20 protein-coding genes are annotated in these 17,558 nt (G+C 63.6%); 10 read left to right on the forward strand and 10 right to left on the reverse strand.

The window, feature by feature from the left end; translation table 11 throughout:
• Positions 1-22 precede the first annotated feature (22 nt).
• Positions 23-454 carry a cupin domain-containing protein gene (locus tag NKH30_RS10465; protein WP_352470368.1) on the forward strand — a complete coding sequence of 144 codons (432 nt, stop codon included), beginning with the start codon at positions 23-25 and terminating at the stop codon, positions 452-454.
• A gap of 55 nt (positions 455-509) precedes the next feature.
• On the opposite strand, the gene NKH30_RS10470 is transcribed toward NKH30_RS10465, so the two are convergent.
• From NKH30_RS10470 to NKH30_RS10480, 3 genes are all read right to left on the reverse strand, one after another.
• The gene (locus tag NKH30_RS10470) at positions 510-956 is read right to left on the reverse strand and encodes a nuclear transport factor 2 family protein (RefSeq protein WP_352539721.1); all 447 of its coding nucleotides are present in this window, start codon (positions 954-956) and stop codon (positions 510-512) included.
• Between the two features lie 147 nt (positions 957-1,103).
• Positions 1,104-1,445 (reverse strand): nuclear transport factor 2 family protein, encoded by a 342-nt coding sequence (locus tag NKH30_RS10475; RefSeq protein ID WP_352539720.1) that lies wholly within the window; start codon positions 1,443-1,445, stop codon positions 1,104-1,106.
• Between the two features lie 138 nt (positions 1,446-1,583).
• Complete coding sequence (locus tag NKH30_RS10480; protein ID WP_352995260.1) at positions 1,584-2,492, reverse strand: LysR family transcriptional regulator; 909 nt, start codon at positions 2,490-2,492, stop codon at positions 1,584-1,586.
• Positions 2,493-2,661: 169 nt separating this feature from the next.
• Here NKH30_RS10480 and NKH30_RS10485 point away from each other — a divergent pair, with 169 nt between their 5' ends.
• Positions 2,662-3,360: a type 1 glutamine amidotransferase domain-containing protein gene (locus NKH30_RS10485; protein WP_352897817.1), complete on the forward strand. Its 699-nt coding sequence runs from the start codon at positions 2,662-2,664 to the stop codon at positions 3,358-3,360.
• Between the two features lie 237 nt (positions 3,361-3,597).
• Here the strand turns inward: NKH30_RS10485 and NKH30_RS10490 are convergent, their stop codons facing one another.
• Genes NKH30_RS10490 through NKH30_RS10500 form a run of 3 tightly spaced genes read right to left on the reverse strand, consistent with a single transcriptional unit; the run spans position 3,598 to position 5,695 of the window.
• Positions 3,598-4,152, reverse strand: a complete 555-nt coding sequence (locus NKH30_RS10490) for a nuclear transport factor 2 family protein (protein WP_352995263.1) — start codon at positions 4,150-4,152, stop codon at positions 3,598-3,600.
• Complete coding sequence (locus NKH30_RS10495) at positions 4,149-5,132, reverse strand: alpha/beta hydrolase (RefSeq protein ID WP_352995266.1); 984 nt, start codon at positions 5,130-5,132, stop codon at positions 4,149-4,151. Before NKH30_RS10495 ends, NKH30_RS10490 begins: the two co-directional genes overlap by 4 nt.
• A 59-nt stretch (positions 5,133-5,191) precedes the next feature.
• The gene (locus NKH30_RS10500) at positions 5,192-5,695 is read right to left on the reverse strand and encodes a nuclear transport factor 2 family protein (RefSeq protein WP_352614021.1); all 504 of its coding nucleotides are present in this window, start codon (positions 5,693-5,695) and stop codon (positions 5,192-5,194) included.
• Positions 5,696-5,823: 128 nt separating this feature from the next.
• On the opposite strand from NKH30_RS10500, the gene NKH30_RS10505 reads away from it, so the two are divergent.
• Positions 5,824-6,732, forward strand: a complete 909-nt coding sequence (locus tag NKH30_RS10505) for a LysR family transcriptional regulator (RefSeq protein ID WP_352995269.1) — start codon at positions 5,824-5,826, stop codon at positions 6,730-6,732.
• Positions 6,733-6,759: 27 nt separating this feature from the next.
• On the opposite strand, the gene NKH30_RS10510 is transcribed toward NKH30_RS10505, so the two are convergent.
• On the reverse strand, positions 6,760-7,215 hold the full coding sequence (locus NKH30_RS10510) for a carboxymuconolactone decarboxylase family protein (RefSeq protein ID WP_352830980.1): 456 nt from the start codon (positions 7,213-7,215) through the stop codon (positions 6,760-6,762).
• Between the two features lie 241 nt (positions 7,216-7,456).
• Here NKH30_RS10510 and NKH30_RS10515 point away from each other — a divergent pair, with 241 nt between their 5' ends.
• Positions 7,457-8,221, forward strand: a complete 765-nt coding sequence (locus NKH30_RS10515; RefSeq protein ID WP_352830982.1) for a copper homeostasis protein CutC — start codon at positions 7,457-7,459, stop codon at positions 8,219-8,221.
• Positions 8,222-8,240: 19 nt separating this feature from the next.
• A complete protein-coding gene (locus NKH30_RS10520) occupies positions 8,241-8,738 on the forward strand; it encodes a GNAT family N-acetyltransferase (protein WP_352995272.1) in 498 nt (165 codons plus the stop codon).
• Between the two features lie 19 nt (positions 8,739-8,757).
• On the opposite strand, the gene NKH30_RS10525 is transcribed toward NKH30_RS10520, so the two are convergent.
• Positions 8,758-9,780 carry an acyltransferase family protein gene (locus NKH30_RS10525; RefSeq protein ID WP_352470357.1) on the reverse strand — a complete coding sequence of 341 codons (1,023 nt, stop codon included), beginning with the start codon at positions 9,778-9,780 and terminating at the stop codon, positions 8,758-8,760.
• Between the two features lie 371 nt (positions 9,781-10,151).
• Between NKH30_RS10525 and NKH30_RS10530 the strand changes: the two genes are divergently transcribed.
• From NKH30_RS10530 to NKH30_RS10540, 3 genes are read left to right on the forward strand one after another with little or no spacing between them, the layout of a single operon-like run.
• Complete coding sequence (locus NKH30_RS10530) at positions 10,152-10,862, forward strand: fumarylacetoacetate hydrolase family protein (RefSeq protein ID WP_352614016.1); 711 nt, start codon at positions 10,152-10,154, stop codon at positions 10,860-10,862.
• Entirely contained in the window at positions 10,859-11,509 is a 651-nt protein-coding gene (gene maiA / locus NKH30_RS10535) for a maleylacetoacetate isomerase (protein WP_352500892.1), read from the forward strand. Before NKH30_RS10530 ends, maiA begins: the two co-directional genes overlap by 4 nt.
• A gap of 33 nt (positions 11,510-11,542) precedes the next feature.
• Positions 11,543-12,583, forward strand: a complete 1,041-nt coding sequence (locus NKH30_RS10540; RefSeq protein ID WP_352500893.1) for a zinc-dependent alcohol dehydrogenase family protein — start codon at positions 11,543-11,545, stop codon at positions 12,581-12,583.
• 19 nt (positions 12,584-12,602) lie between these two features.
• On the opposite strand, the gene NKH30_RS10545 is transcribed toward NKH30_RS10540, so the two are convergent.
• Positions 12,603-13,496 carry a LysR family transcriptional regulator gene (locus NKH30_RS10545; RefSeq protein WP_352470466.1) on the reverse strand — a complete coding sequence of 298 codons (894 nt, stop codon included), beginning with the start codon at positions 13,494-13,496 and terminating at the stop codon, positions 12,603-12,605.
• Positions 13,497-13,635: 139 nt separating this feature from the next.
• Between NKH30_RS10545 and NKH30_RS10550 the strand changes: the two genes are divergently transcribed.
• Positions 13,636-15,084 carry an MFS transporter gene (locus NKH30_RS10550; RefSeq protein ID WP_502911456.1) on the forward strand — a complete coding sequence of 483 codons (1,449 nt, stop codon included), beginning with the start codon at positions 13,636-13,638 and terminating at the stop codon, positions 15,082-15,084.
• Between the two features lie 43 nt (positions 15,085-15,127).
• Here NKH30_RS10550 and NKH30_RS10555 read toward each other — a convergent pair whose 3' ends face one another.
• A complete protein-coding gene (locus NKH30_RS10555; RefSeq protein ID WP_352614013.1) occupies positions 15,128-16,021 on the reverse strand; it encodes a DMT family transporter in 894 nt (297 codons plus the stop codon).
• Positions 16,022-16,104: 83 nt separating this feature from the next.
• On the opposite strand from NKH30_RS10555, the gene NKH30_RS10560 reads away from it, so the two are divergent.
• The gene (locus NKH30_RS10560) at positions 16,105-17,529 is read left to right on the forward strand and encodes an aminotransferase-like domain-containing protein (RefSeq protein WP_352995275.1); all 1,425 of its coding nucleotides are present in this window, start codon (positions 16,105-16,107) and stop codon (positions 17,527-17,529) included.
• Positions 17,530-17,558: the final 29 nt, after the last annotated feature.

Genomic DNA, 17,558 nt, shown 5'->3' on the forward strand with positions numbered 1-17,558 from the left:
CTGGCGCAGCTCGGGGGGAATCATGCGAAAAATCTTGGTATCGACGCTGCTGCTCGCGGTAGTTCTATCCGCAACGGCTGCCCAGGCGCTGGATGCCAGCGGGACGCCGGTAGTGGTGACCCCGCTTGCCTCTCGCACCGAGACCGCGTCCGGCCAGCCGATCACGCTGCCGCAGAACAACGTCCAGGTCCTGGTCTCGGCCTATCAGATCGCGCCGGGCGCGACCTTGCCGGTCCACAAGCATCCGTTTCCGCGCTATGCCTATGTCGAGGCCGGCACGCTTCAGGTCACCAATGTCGAGACCGGCAAGAGCAACACCTATCAAACAGGTGATTTCATCATCGAGATGATCGGGCAATGGCATCAGGCGACCAATGTCGGCGCCGACCCGGTCAAGCTGCTGGTCATCGACCAGGTCGAAGAAGGCACCAAGAACACGGTGTTGCGCCAGTAGCTGCCAGGTCTGAGAACGGCGTCCGGGGCGGATCCAGCACAGCGCGTAACAGACGTCAGAACGCGAACCCCTCCGGCAAATTGTGATTCCAATAGCCTTCCTCGACCAGTTCACTTATGCGCCAGCCCTCGGACGTGCGTACGACGCGGTCTCGATACCAAAGCCCCTGGAAGAAGACCTGCCTTTTGCCTTCGCCGAGGTCTACCACCATCGGGCATGAACAATGCACGCGCGCGCTGGCCTCGTCCCCTCGGAGATCCAGAAGGATTGTCGAAATGGCGTGCTGCGAGATCAATATCTTGGAAAGGGCGCCTTTCATGTAAGCAACATGCTCATCCACACCGCTCCTGATTCCACCTGTTACAGTGTCGTCAAGCAAGGCATCGGGTGTGAATATTTTGCGATAGGCTTCCCAGTCGCGATCGTCCACCGCATAGCAATAGCGAACAAGCAGCTGTTCGATCTCAAGCCTATCGGAAACCTCCTGCAATGAAAGGGTCATGTCCTGTCTCCGCGGTTGGCGGCACTAATGCCGCATGCGCCAAGCCTGCCCCGACATTTCGATCAATATTCACGTTGCCGATGCTCCGAGCAACCTCGCCGCGCGATTGGGCCTGCGCAAACCCGAACACTCATTTGGCCTTCGCCTTTACCCGGTCGGCCGCAGCGGCCAGAACGGCGCGATCCCCCTCTTCGTACAAGCGGCGGATGGAGATTGCCTTGACGCGCCAGCCTTCCGGCGTCCGCACCAGCCGGTGGAGATACTGCCGCCGACCGTCCAGAACCTGGCACCGATCCAGTGGGCTGCGCGGACATGGCTGCGTGCAACCGCGTCATTGCCCGCGCCTTCGACAATGATGTTGGTGATGAGGTGCTGGGTGGCGTCGAAGCCCGGCAGCAGCCCTTGCCACTGCGCGATCAGCGCGTCGCTGCCGCTGGTCGCGGCTTCGCCGCCGAAGAGGCTGGTATAGTCGGTCGTGACGGACAGCACTTAGTTGGCGGCATGGTGCGACCCTAGCTGCCGCTTGCTGATAGCTCGGGCAAGTCCGGATCTGGTGCTCGGCATACGGCACGATGAATGGCCCGGTTTGGCCTTTGCGGACATCAACGCGAATACAAGAAAGCCGTCTTAGGTCTCCGACGTCATTTCTTTTGCCAATTCGCCGATCATCGAACGCAACCACATGTGGGCTGGGTCGTGGCGGTAGCGAATGTGCCAAGCCATCTGCACTGGAAAAGTGCCGAGGTCGACGGGCGCCGGTAGTATCTTCAGGCGCGGATCCCTCTCAAGGCTGCGGCAGATCAGTCTCGGCAGCGTTGCGCAGTAATTCGTGACGGCAAGCATCTCTGGTACGGCCAGGAAGTGCGTGACAGAAAGGGCAATCTCTCGCTTGAGGTTTTGTTGCTCCAATGCCTGGAAGAGGCCCGCCCGCAGCCGGCCCGGCGGGAGCACGTTCACGTGCTTGAGCCTTTCATACTGTTCTCGGGAAATATGGTCTCGAACGTCGGGATGATCCTTGCGCACCGCGCAGGCGAGCCCATCGTCCATAAGATGCTGGACGACAAGATTGCCCGGCGGATCGACGATCCGGCCAATCACCATGGCCGTGGTACCGGAAATGACGCCGGTCTCGGCGAGATCGTTGCCAAATGCTGTCATGCGGAGCTTGATACCAGGCGCCAGCTCACGCGTCCTCGCGACGAGGGCCGGCATCAACACAAGCTCCACGTAACTGTTGGGGGCAAGCGTGAACAGCCGTTCGGCCTTTGCTGGCTGAAACTCCTGCTGGTTCAAAATGAGATCGTCCAGTTGCGCCAGCGCTGCTTCGATCGTCGGAGCGATCTCCTCGGCCAATTGCGTCGGCTTTATGCCATACCTTTCCCGGATGAATAGCGGATCCCGGAGGGTGTCGCGCAGGCGGTTCAACGAATTGGACAGCGCCGGCTGGGTGATGCCCAATCGCGCTGCTGCCCGTGTCACGCTCCGCTCTTCCATCAGGGCCAAGAAAACCGGGAGCAGGTTCAGATCGTATCTCATCGAGATATAATCTCGACATGAATATATAAAATAAATGAAATAAATTTCTGAAATACATGGGCAGGTGCCATTATCCGTGCATCGACAGGCCGACGCGGCCGATTGAGCTCCAAATCAACCAACTACGACGCCTCATCGGCGCGGCATCACCTGAGAAAAGGATCCGACAATGAAAGTCCTGATGGTACTCACCTCCCACGACACTCTCGGTAACACCGGCAAGAAGACCGGCTTCTGGCTCGAGGAACTGGCAGCCCCCTACTACGTCTTCAAGGACGCCGGCGCCGAGATCACCCTCGCCTCGCCGAAGGGCGGCCAGCCGCCTCTCGATCCGAAAAGCGACGAGCCTATGTTCCAGACCGACCTTACACGGCGCTTCAGTGCTGACGAGGTTGCCAAGGCGCAGCTCGCAGAAACCGTGCGCCTGGACAGTGTCGACCAGAAGGACTTCGACACGGTCTTCTACCCCGGCGGCCACGGCCCGCTGTGGGATTTGGCCGAAGATCCGAATTCGATCAAGCTGATCGGATCCTTCATCGCGGCCGGTAAGCCGATCGCCCTCGTTTGCCACGCACCGGGCGTTCTGCATCGCGTGACCAGTCCCGACGGCACGCCGTTTGTGCAGGGACGCTACGTCACCGGCTTCACCAATAGCGAGGAGGAGACCGTAGGTCTCACGAATGTCGTGCCGTTCTTGGTCGAGGACGAGCTGATCAGCCTCGGCGCGGTTTTCTCCAAGGTCAAGGACTGGGGCGTCCACACAGTCGTCGATGGCCAGCTTATCACGGGTCAGAACCCAGCATCATCGAGCGAGGCAGCTGAGGCGCTGCTAGGCGCTTTGAGCCAGAGGAAGAGCAAGACCGCCTGAGCGGTCTGGAACAACCGTGATCTGCCGACGGCTCGCGTCGGCGGATCAACTTCAGAACCCGCTACAGTCTCAAGCCTATCGGAAACCTCCTGCAATGAAAGGGTCATGTCCTGTCTCCGCGGTTGGCGGCACTAATGCCGCATGCGCCAAGCCTGCCCCGACATTTCGATCAATATTCACGTTGCCGATGCTCCGAGCAACCTCGCCGCGCGACTGGGCCTGCGCAAACCCGAACACTCATTTGGCCTCCGCCTTTACCCGGCCGGCAGCGGCGGCCAGCACGGCGCGATCCCCCTCTTCGTACAAGCGGCGGATGGAGATTGCCTTGACGCGCCAACCTTCCGGCGTCCGCACCAGCCGGTGGAGGTAGCTGCCACCGACCGTCCAGAACCGCCCGCCGATCCAGTGGGTTGCGCGGACATGGCTGCGTGCGACCGCGTCATTGCCCGCGCCCTCGACGGTGATGTTGGTTATGAGGTGCTGGGTGGCGTCGAAGCCCGGCAGCAGCCCTTGCCACTGCGCGATCAACGCGTCGCGGCCGCTAGTCGTGATCTTGCCGCCGAAGAGGCTGGTGTAGTCGGTCGTGACACGGGCTGCGAGATAGGATCTGACCCGGTTCCATTCACGCAGATCGGCATAGAGGCCGATCCCGGCAATCGCCTCGGCGATTGCGATCCTGTCTTTGACCGTCAGCGCATCTCCCGGAGCGCTCGAGGCGGGCGCCGAGACGGCGGAAATCATCGCAGCGGAAACCGCCGAGGCCAGGACATGCCGGCGCGTGACGAGGCTCATTGTCCCGCCTCCCCCGCACTGCCCAGCGTCGCGCGGAAGTGCGCGGCGACGGCATCGCTTGCGGCCTCCACCGGCGCGGCACGATCGTAGAAATCGAATTGGGTGACGTTGTCGAGCCACAGCTCCCGCTTGGAACTGGTCAGCCGCGTGTAGAATTTGTGCGCCCCCTGCGGAATGGCAGCCGCCTCGCTGTGCACCATCAAAAAAGGCTGGTGCAGGCGCGGAGCAGCCTGGATGGCGTCGAACGTCAGCCAGCCGCGCCAGAACGCCGGATCGGCCTCGTTGCGCCAGGCCGGGATCATGCCGCGATCGGGCTCGGTGTAATAGGGCACCTTGAACATGACCGCGCGCTCGTCGGTCAGGCTCGCGGCCGGCAAGAACGCTTGCTTGCCGGTGCGGCGATACTCAGCCTCGGCCGCATCGCCCACGGCCTCAAGCCTGGCGACGCCATGCCGGCCGCCATAGGCCTGCTCGACCACTTCGGCATCCTGCAACCAGGGCGCAACGAGGGCGACCGATTTGATCGCGGCGTTTTCGGCGGCGGCGGTGACCATATAGCCGGAGCTGGCGCAAATGCCGAGCCCGCCGATGCGGTCCTGATCGGCTTCGGGCCGGCGCGAGAAATAGGCGACCGCCGCTTCGATGTCGGCGATCTTGGCCCTAGGATCCTCGTACTGGCGGCGTAGGCCGCCGCTTTCGCCCCACCCACGAAAATCGAAGGTCAAGGCGACGAAGCCACGATCGGCCATCTCGCGGGCGTAGCGGGCCGGCATCTGTTCCTTCACCGTCATCCAGGCGCCGGTCACGACCAGCGCCGGCCGAGGTTTTGCCGCGTCCATATCCTCCGGCAGATAGAGCTCGCCGACAAGCTGCTCACCATGCGAGGAGAATGTGACGTGCTCGACGCGCGGTGCGGCGACGGCATTGGTGACGGCGAGCGCGGCGGTGGTTGCTACGGCAAGTGTCAGGGTTTTAAACATCGCAAGTCTCCTTTGGCTTGGAGTGAGAAGCGCTGCGCGTTGCGAGAAAGACCGCCGTCTCAGCGCTCGCCAGCCAGTCGGCCGGGCAGCGGCTTCAGCGGGTAATGCGCCCAGTAGAAAGCGTCCGACTGGTACATGTCGGTCAAAAAATTCTGTGCCTCGGCGATCTTGCCGTCCTTGATGCGGAACATCAGCGCGTAGAACTGGTCGATCTCGGGACCTGAGCCGACATTCGACCAGCCGCGATGGACGTCGACAACGAGGTCGCCTTGCGCCTGGAAGAAGATCGGCTCGGCCTTGAACTTGCCATCGGCCAGGCCGCGGAAGAAGGCGACCACCTCGTCCGGCCCGCGCTTGTCGCCGGCGAGCGGATGATGGCCGGGAATGCGCCACACGATATCAGGCGCGAGGAAGGGCCGCACGGCCTCGGGATTACCGGTCGCGTAAGCTGCGTAATAGCCTTTGATGAGCTGGATATTGCGGTCTTCCAGTGGCCCGCTGTGCGCCGGGGCGGCAGACACCGCCAGAAGAGTGCCGGCGGCGAGTAAAGCAAGCCTGGTCATCGGTCCTGTCTCCTTGCCTGTTCGAGCCGTTCCCAACACCGAGGCCCGTTCGTCAGACCCAACATGACGCCTTTCGTTCGCCGGAAAAACCGGTAGAATTCGACAGGGCTATTTGGAAAATCCTTACAATGCGCCTCGACCAATTCAGCGGCATCGTCGCCTTCGTCAAGGTTGCGGAGGCCAAAAGCTTCACCCGCGCCGCCGCCGAGCTCGGCGTCGCTCCGGCTTCGTTGAGCGAGGCGATCAAGGGGCTCGAGGAGCGCCTGGGGGTGCGGCTGCTCAACCGGACGACCCGCAGCGTTGGCTTGACCGAAGCTGGCGCCCACTACCTCGACCATGTGCGCCCGGCAGCCGAAGACATCTGGGCGGCTGGTGCGGCTCTGCGCGACAGCCGCGATCGTCCCGCCGGCGCGCTGCGGCTCAGCCTGCCGTGGATCGCCGCTCCGCTGCTGATCGAGCCGCTGATGCGGCCGTTCATGGATGCTTATCCCGAAGTGCGGCTTAGTCTGATTTTCGACGACAGCTTCGTCGACATCGCCGCCGAGGGCTTCGATGCCGGCCTGCGCATCGGCGAGCTTCTCGAGAAAGACATGATCGGCGCGCGTCTGGGCGGGCCACTGCAGATGGTCGTGGTGGGTAGCCCCGATTATCTGGCGCGCAAAGGCACACCGAAGCGGCCGGCCGACCTCGCCGCCCATCGCTGCATCGCATTCGCCCTCACCCGCACGCGCGCGATTTCGCCCTGGGAGTTCACCGTGGATGGACGCGAAGTCGCATTCACGCCGGACGCATGTCTGGTCGTGAACACACTTCCGCTGTGCATTACCGCCGCCGCGCAAGGGCTGGGCCTCGCCTTCGCCGTCGAGGGCCTCGCCGCGCCGCTTCTCGCCTCAGGCGCGCTGGTCAAGGTGCTGGAGCCTTTCTGTCCCGCTTACGAGCCGCTCCACCTCTATTATCCGAGCCGCCGCCTAGTACCGCCGAAGCTGCGGGCCTTCATCGACTTCGTCCGCGCGAATTCGTACAAGCTGCGGATCTGAAGTGGCTTTTCGAGAACCCGGCCCCGTTCAGCCCCAGGCGCCGACCATCTGCCTGGTGGTTGCGTTGAGCCGGTTGAATGCGTTGATCAGGGCAATCTGGACGACCAGGGCGGCAAGCGCCTTTTCGTCATAGTGCCGGGCGGCCTTGTCCCAGACTGCATCCGGCACCGGATCCGGCCGATCGGCCAACCGGGTTGCCGCCTCGGTCAGTGCCAGCGCGGCGCGTTCGGCGTCGGTGAAGTAGGGTGTCTCCCGCCATGCGGACACGGCAAAGATGCGCTCGTCCTTCTCGCCGGCCTTCTTCAATTCGCGCGCATGCATATCGACGCAGAGGCTGCATCCGTTGATCTGGCTGGCGCGTAAATGGACGAGCTTGCGCGTCACATAGGACAGGTCGGCCGTCTCCGTCGACTTGTCCAGCGCGAGCAGTGCCTGCAAGGCGCCGGGAATGAGCATCACCGGGTTTCTCAACCGTGCTTGCATGGTGGTCTCCTTAGGCGTGTTTCTGCCGGCCGCACATTTAGCTTTCGGTCGGCTGTGCTGTTAATCAATCAATAACTCGCTGGCTATGAATCGACATATAGCTGAACGGTTATGGATGTGTCAAGCGGCAAAATTGGAGCACCGCCGGCCGCCCTGTCGCGTGTTGAGCCAACAGTTCCGGCTTTCATCGCACCATGCCCGATGCTACCGCTGGGCAGCTGAAATCATCGACGGATCGCCTATGATCGAGACCGAACGCCCTCGCCTGCCGCTGATCGAGATCTGCGTCGAAGGCATAGACGGCCTGCTGGCCGCGCAAGCCGCCGGCGCCGACCGTGTCGAGCTCTGTGCCAGCCTGATCGAGGGCGGCATCACACCGAGCTTCGGCACGGTGCGCACGGCGCTCGAGCTGGCGACGATCCCCTTCCACGTCATCGTGCGGCCGCGCGGCGGCGATTTTCTCTATGGCGAAGCCGAATATCGTTCGATGCTCGCCGATGTCGGCGCGCTTGCCGAGCTCGGCGTCGCCGGTGTCGTCGTCGGTTGCCTCACTGCCGACGGCACCATCGACGAACAGCGCATGAGCGAATTGGTTAAGGCGGCGGGAAACTTGAACGTCACCTGCCACCGCGCCTTCGACATGACCCGCAACCCGACAGAGGCGCTGGAGACGCTGATCCGCTGCAAGGTCGGCCGCGTGCTGACCAGCGGCCAGCGCGACACGGCGCTCGAGGGCGCGGACCTGCTCGCCGATCTTGTCAGGCAGGCCGGCGACCGCATCATCATCCTCGGCTGCGGCGGGCTTGATCCCGAGAACATCGGCAAGGTGCGGGGGAAAACCGGGTTAAGCGAAATGCACTTCGCCGCGCTCAAGGACGTGCAGAGCGCTATGCGTTACCGCAACCCAAGGGTCGGCATGGGCGGCACCGACCTCGACCGCGAATACCGCAACACCGTGACCGACGAGGCGCTGGTGGCGGCGACCATCGCAGCCGCCCGGCTGTGATCCTGGAAGATCGAACAACATGATCGAAGTGCGTTTGCCGATCGAACGGGTTTCGCCGCGTGATGAGTCCGCAATCCTCGCGCTCAACAACGAGCATGCCGCCGAATTGTCGTGGCTCGAACCCGAGCGCCTGTCCTTCCTGCTCGCCGAAGCGTTTTACACGCGCCGCATCGGTACGCTCGAAGCCTTCATCATGACCTTCGACCAGGACGCCAGCTACGACAGCCCGAACTTCCTGTGGTTTCGCCAGCGTTACCCGCGGTTCGTCTATGTCGATCGCGTCGTGGTCGCCGCCGCAGCGCGCGGGCGCGGCCATGCCCGCCGGCTGTACGAGGATCTGTTCGAGCAGGCGTCACGCGCGGGCCAGGCGATCGTCACCTGCGAAGTCAATGCCGAGCCACCCAATCCGGCTTCGGACGCTTTCCATGCCACACTCGGCTTTGCGGAAGTGGGCGACGCGGTAATCCACGGCGGCAGGAAAGCCGTGCGGTATTATGCAAGACGGATCGCCGGCTGAACGGCGGGCGCCGTACGCCCTACCAATTGCGGTTCAGCCAGGAGCGGGCCGGCTTTTCGATGATGTAGTAGCTGCACAGCGCGCAAGCGAACGCCGCCGCAAGCATCAACCACGGCGAACTGCCTTTTATGTCGACGAATTGATAAAAGGGCTGCTGCCAAAGATAGAGCGAATACGACCACAGCCCCAGCATCGTCATCGGCAGGGACGATAGAAACCCGGTCAGATACCGGCTGCCGAAGTCGAGCGAATTGACGGCGAGTGCCAGCAGCGGCACCGCGACCAGATAATGGATCGGGGTTGGCACGGCAGCCATGAAAAGGAGCACAGCCAGTACTGAGGCCGCCAGGGCGACATGTGGCCCCTTGAACAGCGCCGGCAGCCTGTCGTCGGCCTTGAGCAGGCATATCACCGCCGACAGCAGGATCGAGGCGATGTGCACGTCGGTGCGCCAATAGGTGCCCTCGTAGCCTATTGCGAGCACCCAGTAGGAGATGGCGCCGTTTGCCATGGCCAGCACCGACAATGCACCGAGCAACATGATGACCCGGGACCGCCCCGAGACGACGACGCTGATCAGCGCCAGGATGATATAGGCGTGCTCTTCGACGCAGAGCGACCAGATATGGTCGAGCGCGCCGGCGCGGGTGACGAGAATTCCGGCATAGTTGTAGGTGAACGTCAGCGCCGTCAGCGCCGCCTTCCACTTGAAGGCGATGAATGTGCCGGACAGGGCAACCATCGCGGCGACGACAAAAATCAGCAGTGCCGGGTAGATGCGGGAGAACCGGCGCTTGAAGAATTTCTTCAGCGGATAGTATTCGACAAACAGGATCTCGGCCATCAGCCGGCCGCTGAGCACGAAGAAGAATTCGACGCCCAGGACGCCGAGATTGATGCCGGGAACGGGGAAGAAATGGCCGATCAGCACCAGCGCGATCGACAGGCCGCGCCAGCCGTCGAGATAGGCAAGCCTGGTTCTTGCCGAGCTATCGGCCACAGGCCTGGACACGACAAGACGCGTCGCGGAGATGTCCGTCATGCCGGTCCCTTCATTGAACCTGCGAAAGGCGGGCGGAAGGCCGCATTCCTCCAGCTATATTGCAGCGCACCAGAGCTTTGTGCAAGTGCGAGATAACGACACGCCCGAAGTACAGGACGACCGAAAAGGGGCTCTCACGTCCGTTACTCGAAACCAACGGTCGACAGTCTCAGGCGTTGGCGGCAGGCGCTGCGCGCCATGGCCAGCCTAACGGCAAATGGTACATCTCCATCTTGGCCGGCAGAGCAAAATGTACCGGCGATTTCCGCGGCACCGTGCGGCAGGCCTGCTCTTCCGCCATCCAATGCCTTGCCCGTTTGCCCAAATCGGCCGAATGTGCCGCGGACAGATCCACTGAACAGAGACAGTGCATGACCGGCTTCGTCCTTCCCCTGCCCGCAACCTCGTCGGTGGCCGTGGCCGGCTCGCCGGAGCGTTTTGCGGTGCGCCGGATCTTCTGCGTCGGCCGCAACTACGCCGCTCATGCCCGCGAGCTCGGCAATGACGAGCGCGACCCGCCCTTCTTCTTCACCAAGCCAGGCGACGCAGTGGTCGATGCGGCGGTCGGTTCGGGCACGATTATCCCCTACCCGCCGCTGACCCAAAACCTGCATCACGAAATCGAGCTGGTCGTCGCGATCGGCGGAGCCGGCTTCCGCATCCGGCGCGAGCGCGCGCTGGACCATGTCTGGGGCTACGGCGTCGGCGTCGACCTGACTCGCCGCGACCTTCAGGACGAGGCAAAAAAGGCGGCAAGGCCGTGGGACTGGTCGAAAGCCTTCGACCGTTCAGCGCCCTGCGGCCCGCTGGTTCCGGCGCAAAAATCCGGTCATCCCGACAAGGGCCGCATCTGGCTCGCGGTCGACGGCGAGATCAGGCAGGACGGCGACCTCGCCGAACTGATCTGGCCGGTTCCCGACATCGTCTCGATTTGCAGCGAGGCGCTAGAGCTTAAGCCCGGCGACCTGATCTTCACCGGAACACCGGCTGGCGTCGGCGCCGTCGGGCCGGGCGAAAAGATCACCGGTGGCGTCGACGGCATCGGCGAAATCGAACTGACCATCGGCCAACCGATCCGATGAGCGACATCGTCCTCCATAACTACTACCGCTCCTCGACCTCTTACCGGGTGCGGATCGCGCTGGAGATGAAGGGCCTGTCCTACGACTACGTGCCGCATCATTTGCGCCACGGCGAGCATCTCGAACCCGCCTACCTCGCGGTCAATCCGCAAGGGCTGGTGCCGGCACTGGTCCTAGACGACGGCAGGCTACTGACGCAATCGCTGGCGATCATCGAATATCTCGACGAGACCACGCCTGAGCCACCGCTGCTGCCCACGGATGCGCCTGGCCGCGCCCGCGTCAGGATGCTGGCGCAGATGATCGCCTGCGACATCCATCCGGTGAACAATCTGCGCGTGCTGACCTCGCTGCGCACACTGTTCGGCGCCGGCGACCAGGATGTCGTCAACTGGTTCCGGCACTGGGTCAACGAAGGCTTCCAGCCGCTTGAAAAGATTCTGGCTTCCTCGCCCGAGACCAAGACATTCTGCCATGGCGACACGCCGGGGCTGGCCGACATCTGCCTGGTCGCACAGGTCACCAGCAATGCCCGCTTCGGCGTCGACATGACGCCCTACCCGACGATCTCGCGCATCAATGCCGCCTGCACGGCGCTGCCGGCGTTCCAGAAGGCCGCGCCTGAGAACCAGATCGATGCCGAATAGACCGCAAATCGCAGAAGTCATGAGGAACAGCCGATGAAAGCCGTCGTCTTCGAAAAATTCGGCGAGGCGCCGACGATCCAGACCGTGCCGGATCCGACGCCGGCGCCGGAAGGCGTCGTCATCAAGGTTGAGGCCACCGGCCTCTGCCGCAGCGACTGGCATGGCTGGATGGGGCACGACGACGGTATCCGCCTGCCGCATGTGCCTGGCCACGAGCTTGCCGGCGTCGTGGCCGCGGTGGGCAACCAGGTGACCCGCTGGAAGGGCGGCGAGCGCGTCACTGTGCCGTTTGCCGTCGGCTGCGGCCGCTGCTTCGAATGCACGTCGGGCAACCACCAGGTCTGCGAACATCAGTTCCAGCCCGGCTTCAGCGCCTGGGGTTCGTTCGCCGAATATGTCGCCATCGACCATGCCGACACCAATCTCGTACGCTTGCCCGACGAGATGGAATTCGCCACCGCCGCTAGCCTCGGCTGCCGCTTCGTCACCTCGTTCCGCGCCATCGTCGATCAGGGCCGGGTGACGCCCGGCGAATGGGTTGCCGTGCATGGCTGCGGCGGCGTCGGCCTGTCGGCGATCATGATCGCCAGCGCCATGGGCGCCAATGTCGTCGCCATCGACCTCACGGACGAGAAGCTGGACTTTGCCAAAAAGATCGGCGCGGTGGCGACGATCAACGCGGCAAAGACGCCGAACGTGGTCAAGGCGGTCAAGCAGATCACCAATGGCGGCGCGCATATGTCGATGGACGCGCTCGGCCACCCCACAACCTCTTTCAACTCGATCGCGAACCTGCGCCGTCGCGGCCGCCACGTGCAGGTCGGCCTGATGCTCGGCGACCATGCCAGGCCGCAGATACCGATGGACAAGGTGATCGCATTCGAGCTCGAAATCCGCGGCAGCCACGGCATGCAGGCGTTTCGCTACCAGGCGATGATGGAGATGATCCGTACCGGCAAGCTGAAACCCGAACTGCTGGTCGGCAAGAAGATCAGCCTCGAAGAGGCGCCGGCCGCATTGATGGCGATGGGCGGCTTCGAAGGCATAGGCATCGGCGTGGTGACCAGATTCTAGATCACGCCCTGAGTTTGGATCAGCGAAACGACGCGCAGACCTCCCGCACGCAGGCTCGCAGCCAGCGTTGTGCCGGATCGGCATCAAGTCGCGGATGCCACAGCATCGAAATGGTAACCTCCTCGATATCGACCGGCAACGGGAAGCTGTACATGCCCGTGCGCGCGCCCAGCGTGTGCCGTTCGGGGACGCTGGCGATCAGATCGGAGGCGCGCGCCATGGCGAGCGTGGCCGAGAAGCTGGAAACCATGCACACGATCGTCCGCTGGAGACCGAGCAGTTTCAAGGCCTCGTCGATCGGGCCCTTTTCGCGGCCACGCCGCGAAACGCTGATGTGGCGGCCGGCCGCATAGCGTTCCGGCGTCATTGGGCCCTCGCCCAGGCTGTGACCCGTTCGCACCGCACCGATGAAGCGGTCGCGAAACAGCGCCTGAATGCGCATTTCAGGGTTCGTTTCACTGGCAACCCCGATTTCGAGGTCAACCGCCGCGTCACGCAACGACATGTCGTTCTTGTCGGATTTCGGCGCAAAACGCAGCCGCACGCCAGGTGCATCCGCTTCGACACGGGTCAGAAGACGCGGTGCGAACTCCTCGACGAAACTTTCGTTGGCGCGCAGCGTGAAGACCTTGTCGAGAGCAGGGAGGTCGAGGAGCTTGGCCGGGCGCAGCAGCGCTTCCGCATCCTGAACGACGCGGCCTACCTGTTGCTGCAATTCGAGCGCGCGCGGCGTCGCAACCAGGCCACGGCCGGCCCGGACCAACAATGGGTCGCCTGTCGCCTGGCGCAACCGCGCCAACGTCCGGCTCATCGCCGAGGGACTGAGGCGCAGCCGCCCGGCCGCGCGCGCCACACTGCCCTCGCTCAGCAGCACATCGAGGGCGACAAGCAGATTGAGATCGGGTGACGACATGGAAGGACCGTAGCACAGCTCGGCCGCGATGTGGCGTTTCATGCACGAATAAGATGCAAATACTGCGCCTTACGCCACATCATGCGAGGGAATAGCGTCCGACAGCTCCGATTGGGGGCTGCCGGCAAAGGAGTTCACCTTGGCATCGACCGCTGAAAAGACCTGGGACGAAGTTGCCCCGGTGAGCGCACGCTCGACCCGATGGGCATTGGCAAGCCTGTCGCTTTCAACGCTGCTGTCGTCGCTCGCCACCAGCATCGCCAGCGTCGGGCTGCCATCGCTGATGCAGGCATTCGGCGCATCGTTCCAGCTCGTGCAATGGGTCGTCCTGGCCTATCTGCTCGCCATCACCACCTTGATCGTCAGCGTCGGGCGGCTCGCCGACATATTCGGCCGCCGACCGCTATTGCTCGGCGGCATTGCCCTGTTCACGTTCGCATCGGTGCTTTGCGGGCTCGCGCCGACGCTCTGGCTGCTGATTGCCGCTCGGGCGGCACAGGGGCTCGGCGCGGCCATTATGATGGCTCTGACGCTGGCCTTTGTCGCCGACACGGTTCCCCGGGATAAAACCGGCAGCGCCATGGGCCTGCTCGGCGCCATGTCGGCGATCGGCACCACGCTTGGCCCCTCCCTTGGCGGACAGTTGATCGCCGGCCTCGGCTGGCGCGCGATCTTCCTCATCAATCTGCCATTGGGGATGCTGGCCTTTGCGCTTGCCTGGCGCTTCCTGCCGGCCGGAAAAAAGACGCCAGGTCGGCGCGGTTTCGACGGGATCGGCACGGCTTTGCTCGCGCTGACGCTAGCCGCCTATGCGCTCGCCATGACCCTTGGGCGTGGCAGTTTTGGTTCTCTCAATGTCGGCTTGCTGATTGCCGCAACCGTGGCTGGCCTGCTGTTTGTCATTGCGCAGACAAGGGTCCAGAACCCTTTGATTCAACCTGCGAGGTTCCGCGACCAGGCGTTGAACGCAAGCCTCGCCATGAACCTGATCGTCGCCACGGTGATGATGGCGACGCTGGTGGTCGCACCATTCTATCTGTCGCGCGCGCTTGGGCTAGACGCGGCCATGGTCGGGCTGGTTCTGTCGACCGGCCCTCTGGTTACCGCATTGGCGGCGCTGCCGGCCGGACGCCTGGTCGATCGTTTCGGGGCGAGCCGGATGATGATCGTCGGCCTGTTCGATCTCGCTATTGGCACCTTTGGTCTGTCGCGGGCGGAATTCGGTATTGCCGGCTATGTCGTACCAATCATCATCGTCTGCACCGGCTACAGCCTGTTTCAGACCTCCAACAATTCGGCCGTGATGACGGGCGTCGCATCCGACCAGCGTGGAGTCGTCTCCGGCCTGCTCAATCTGTCGCGCAATCTCGGCCTGATCACCGGTGCGTCGGTGATGGGCGCGGTGTTCGCCTTCGCATCGGCTGGGGAAGGCACTGGCTTGGCAGTGTTGGCACCTGCGGCAGCGGCACGAGGGATGCAGGTCACTTTCCAGCTGGCGACGGGCCTGGTGCTGATGGCGCTGATCCTTGCGGTATTTTCAGCCCGCGCCACGGCCGGGCGAACTGATATCGTTGCCAAGCATCCTTGAGGGTTTCCACCCCGTTCGCATGCAACTCCGGCAGCTGGCGCACCTATCTCGCATATCTCTTGGCACCGACGACGCAAAGTACGACGGCGGCGGTGACGGCGATCATGGCGGGACTGACCTGCTCATGCAGCAGCGCTGCCGCCAGCCCGAGGCCGAAGAAGGGCTGCAGCAGTTGCAACTGCCCGACGGCGGCGATGCCGCCTTGCGCCAGGCCGCGATACCAGAACACGAAACCGATCAGCATGCTGAACAGCGAAACATAGGCCAAACCGATCCAGGCGCCCCTGCCGGCACTTTCGAGCGACGGCGGCAAAGTGATGAACGTCAGCGCCAGCATGAGGGGCAGCGACAGCACCAGCGCCCACGAAATCACCTGCCAACCGCCGAGTTTGCGCGACAGCGCCGCTCCTTCGGCATAGCCCAATCCACACACGATGATGGCGGCCAGCATCAAGATGTCGCCGAGCGGCGAGACCGACAGGCCTTGGGTGACTGCGAAACCGGCGACAAGGGCGCTGCCGAGGCACGAGAACAGCCAGAACGCCGGCTTCGGGCGATCACCGCCTCGAACCACACCGAAGATCGCGGTCGCCAACGGCAACAGGCCGACGAAGATGATGGAGTGAGCCGACGTGATGTGCTTGAGCGCCAGCGCCGTCAGCAGGGGAAAGCCGACCACGACGCCAAGCGCCACGATCGCCAGCGGGAACAGATCTCGCCGCTCCGGACGCTTCTGACGAAAAATGAGCAGCAGCGCCAGGCCGAGGATGCCCGCCGAAGCCGCACGGGCGACCGTTACGAACACCGGATCGAAATCCATCACCGCCACGCGCGTCGCCGGAAGCGAACCGCTGAAGATCAGCACGCCTATGAACCCGTTAACCCAGCCACTCGCCGCCCAACTACTCGCCGCCCAACGACTCGCCGCCTTGTTCATTGATGCCCCGCTGATTTCGCCCTCTATCGGGCCGGGCGTATGGCTCCGCCAGAGACAATCAGGTACAGTTTGACAAAACCGTTATGGTAGGGCGAGCAGTACGGATGGATGAGCAGACGACAACAGATGAGGGCGGCCGGACGCTTGTCGAAAGCGTCATGGCGACGATCAGGCACAGGATCGCCGCGCGCAGCCTCACACCGGGAATGCGGCTGCCTTCGATCCGGGCGTTCGCCAAGGCCATGCAGGTTTCCAAATCCACCGTGGTCGAAGCCTATGAGCGTCTTGCAGCGGAAGGCATGATCCGCTCGCGGCCGGGCTCGGGCTTCTATGCCGCCGGACCGCTGGCTCCGCTGTCGCTGGCCGAGATCGGCCCCAGGCTTGACCGTGCTGTCGACCCGCTCTGGGTCTCGCGCCAATCGCTGGAAGCCGGCGACGGCGCCCTGAAACCGGGTTGCGGCTGGTTGCCGGCGTCATGGATGCCCGAGGCCGGATTGCGTCGCGCGCTGCGGACGATGGCCCGCGCCGACGACGCAGCGCTGACCGATTACGGCACGCCGCTCGGCTTGCCGGCGCTACGCCATCTGCTGGCGCGGCGCATGGCCGAGCACGGTATCGAAGCCTCCCCGGACCAGATCATGCTGGCGGAATCGGGCACTCAGGCGATCGACCTGCTGTGCCGGTTCCTGCTCGAACCGGGTGACACGGTGTTGGTCGACGATCCCTGCTACTTCAACTTCCATGCCCTGTTGCGCGCCCATCGGGCCAAGGTGATCAGCGTCCCCTACACGCGCTCGGGTCCGGACATCGAGCTGTTCGCGCAGGCACTGAACGAGCATCGGCCGCGCCTCTACATCACCAATTCGGCGCTCCACAATCCGACCGGCGCCATATTGTCCCCGGTCGTTGCCCATCGGGTGCTGAAGCTCGCCGACCAGTCAGGGCTGACCATCATCGAGGACGATATCTTCGCCGATTTCGAACACACGCCCGCGCCCCGGCTGGCTGCCTTCGACGGCCTCAGCCGGGTCATCCACATCGGAAGCTTTTCCAAGACGCTGTCGGCATCGGTGCGCTGCGGCTTCATCGCCGCTCCTCGCGACTGGATGGAAGGATTGACCGATCTCAAGATCGCCACGTCGTTCGGCAGCGGTCGGCTTGCATCCGAACTGGTACTGACGCTGCTGAAGGATGGCCTCTATCGCAAGCACGTGGACCTGCTGCGCGCGCGGCTTTCGCGCGCAATGGAGGAAACCAGCACCCGCCTGAGGGCGATCGGCATCGTGCCATGGATAGATCAGCCGGCCGGCATGTTTCTGTGGTGCAGGCTGCCGGAGGGGATAGATGCCGCGGATGTCGCCCGCCATGCCCTGTCGGCCAACGTCGTGCTCGCGCCCGGCAATGCGTTCAGCCTGTCCCGGTCGGCCAGCCGTTACATGCGCTTCAACGTCGCCCAATCGGGAGACGACCGGGTTTTCAGGGCGCTTGAACAGGCGATGTCGCGTTGATTGCGCTGCCGCAAAACTGAGGCTGAACT

This window comes from Mesorhizobium sp. M1273 (genome assembly GCF_040318195.1).
In the GTDB taxonomy this organism is placed as follows: Bacteria; Pseudomonadota; Alphaproteobacteria; order Rhizobiales; family Rhizobiaceae; genus Mesorhizobium.

Coding starts and splice junctions, on each gene's coding strand:
- NKH30_RS10465 (WP_352470368.1), top strand. CDS start 23: ATGCGAAAAATCTTGGTATCGACGCTGCTGCTCGCGGTAGTTCTATCC.
- NKH30_RS10470 (WP_352539721.1), bottom strand. CDS start 956: ATGACCCTTTCATTGCAGGAGGTTTCCGATAGGCTTGAGATCGAACAG.
- NKH30_RS10480 (WP_352995260.1), bottom strand. CDS start 2,492: ATGAGATACGATCTGAACCTGCTCCCGGTTTTCTTGGCCCTGATGGAA.
- NKH30_RS10485 (WP_352897817.1), top strand. CDS start 2,662: ATGAAAGTCCTGATGGTACTCACCTCCCACGACACTCTCGGTAACACC.
- NKH30_RS10490 (WP_352995263.1), bottom strand. CDS start 4,152: ATGAGCCTCGTCACGCGCCGGCATGTCCTGGCCTCGGCGGTTTCCGCT.
- NKH30_RS10495 (WP_352995266.1), bottom strand. CDS start 5,132: ATGTTTAAAACCCTGACACTTGCCGTAGCAACCACCGCCGCGCTCGCC.
- NKH30_RS10500 (WP_352614021.1), bottom strand. CDS start 5,695: ATGACCAGGCTTGCTTTACTCGCCGCCGGCACTCTTCTGGCGGTGTCT.
- NKH30_RS10505 (WP_352995269.1), top strand. CDS start 5,824: ATGCGCCTCGACCAATTCAGCGGCATCGTCGCCTTCGTCAAGGTTGCG.
- NKH30_RS10510 (WP_352830980.1), bottom strand. CDS start 7,215: ATGCAAGCACGGTTGAGAAACCCGGTGATGCTCATTCCCGGCGCCTTG.
- NKH30_RS10515 (WP_352830982.1), top strand. CDS start 7,457: ATGATCGAGACCGAACGCCCTCGCCTGCCGCTGATCGAGATCTGCGTC.
- NKH30_RS10520 (WP_352995272.1), top strand. CDS start 8,241: ATGATCGAAGTGCGTTTGCCGATCGAACGGGTTTCGCCGCGTGATGAG.
- NKH30_RS10525 (WP_352470357.1), bottom strand. CDS start 9,780: ATGACGGACATCTCCGCGACGCGTCTTGTCGTGTCCAGGCCTGTGGCC.
- NKH30_RS10530 (WP_352614016.1), top strand. CDS start 10,152: ATGACCGGCTTCGTCCTTCCCCTGCCCGCAACCTCGTCGGTGGCCGTG.
- maiA (WP_352500892.1), top strand. CDS start 10,859: ATGAGCGACATCGTCCTCCATAACTACTACCGCTCCTCGACCTCTTAC.
- NKH30_RS10540 (WP_352500893.1), top strand. CDS start 11,543: ATGAAAGCCGTCGTCTTCGAAAAATTCGGCGAGGCGCCGACGATCCAG.
- NKH30_RS10545 (WP_352470466.1), bottom strand. CDS start 13,496: ATGTCGTCACCCGATCTCAATCTGCTTGTCGCCCTCGATGTGCTGCTG.
- NKH30_RS10555 (WP_352614013.1), bottom strand. CDS start 16,021: ATGAACAAGGCGGCGAGTCGTTGGGCGGCGAGTAGTTGGGCGGCGAGT.
- NKH30_RS10560 (WP_352995275.1), top strand. CDS start 16,105: ATGGTAGGGCGAGCAGTACGGATGGATGAGCAGACGACAACAGATGAG.